This window comes from Nocardia sp. NPDC060220 (genome assembly GCF_042727815.1).
In the GTDB taxonomy this organism is placed as follows: Bacteria; Actinomycetota; Actinomycetes; order Mycobacteriales; family Mycobacteriaceae; genus Nocardia.
Genome location: NZ_JBHWZY010001403.1, coordinates 1 through 1,004 on the forward strand (window position 1 = coordinate 1; position 1,004 = coordinate 1,004).

Sequence of the window (1,004 nt, forward strand, 5' to 3'; positions counted from 1 at the left end):
ATCCTCGACGATCCGGCACACCAGAATCGGAAACCGCCGCTGCAATGCCGCGAAGGCCGCGCCGAGCCCGGCCGCGTCCAGTTCCCCGAGCACCGTGACCGACCGTCCGGTGAAGGTCGCGTGCCGCACGAATCGTTGTTCCGACGGGTCGAGCGCCCGCACCACGTCTTCCGGTTCCCACAGCACAACGAAGATCGTGAGGCAAGCGCCCACCCAACGCAAACCGTCAGCTACGCAGTGTGATCAACCGCCCAGTGCGCGGACGTGAAAGAGCCCGCACCGAGCTAGCGGTGCGGGCTCCGTCGACCTGACGGATCAGGCGCCGATCAGTCGTGCTGCCAGGTAGGACTCGACCTTGTCCAGGGCGATGCGCTCCTGGGCCATCGAGTCGCGCTCGCGGATCGTCACCGCGTGGTCGTCGATGGTGTCGAAGTCGACCGTGATGCAGAACGGGGTACCGATCTCGTCCTGACGACGGTAACGACGGCCGATGGCACCCGCGTCGTCGAAGTCGACGTTCCAGTTGCGGCGCAGCTGGGCGGCGAGGTCCTTGGCCTTCGGGGTCAGGTCGGCGTTGCGCGAGAGCGGCAGCACCGCGGCCTTGACCGGCGCGAGGCGAGGATCCAGACGCAGGCTGATCCGCTCTTCGGTCGTGCCCTTCGCGGTGGGCACCTGGTCGACGGTGTAGGCGTCGACCAGGAAGGCCATCAGCGAACGGGTCAGACCGGCGGCCGGCTCGATGACGTACGGCGTGTAGCGCTCACCGCTCGCCTGATCGCGGTAGCTCAGGTCGACGTTCGAGTGCTCCGAGTGCGTCTTGAGGTCGTAGTCGGTGCGGTTGGCGATGCCCTCGAGCTCGCCCCATTCGCTGCCCTGGAATCGGAAGCGGTACTCGATGTCGGTGGTGCCCGCCGAGTAGTGCGACAGCTTTTCCTTGGGGTGCTCGAACAGGCGCAGGTTCTCCGGGTCGATGCCGAGGTCGGTGTACCAGGACAGACGGGTGT

Annotated in this window: 1 protein-coding gene and 1 pseudogene; both read right to left on the reverse strand. The window is 66.7% G+C overall.

The window, feature by feature from the left end; all coding sequences use genetic code 11:
• Window positions 1–186, reverse strand: a pseudogene (locus tag ACFWF3_RS37105) (acyltransferase); the annotation flags it as partial.
• A 129-nt stretch (window positions 187–315) separates the two neighbouring features.
• Window positions 316–1,004, reverse strand: a 689-nt coding sequence (locus tag ACFWF3_RS37110) for a His/Gly/Thr/Pro-type tRNA ligase C-terminal domain-containing protein (protein WP_379318951.1), incomplete at its 5' end; no start/stop codon positions are given.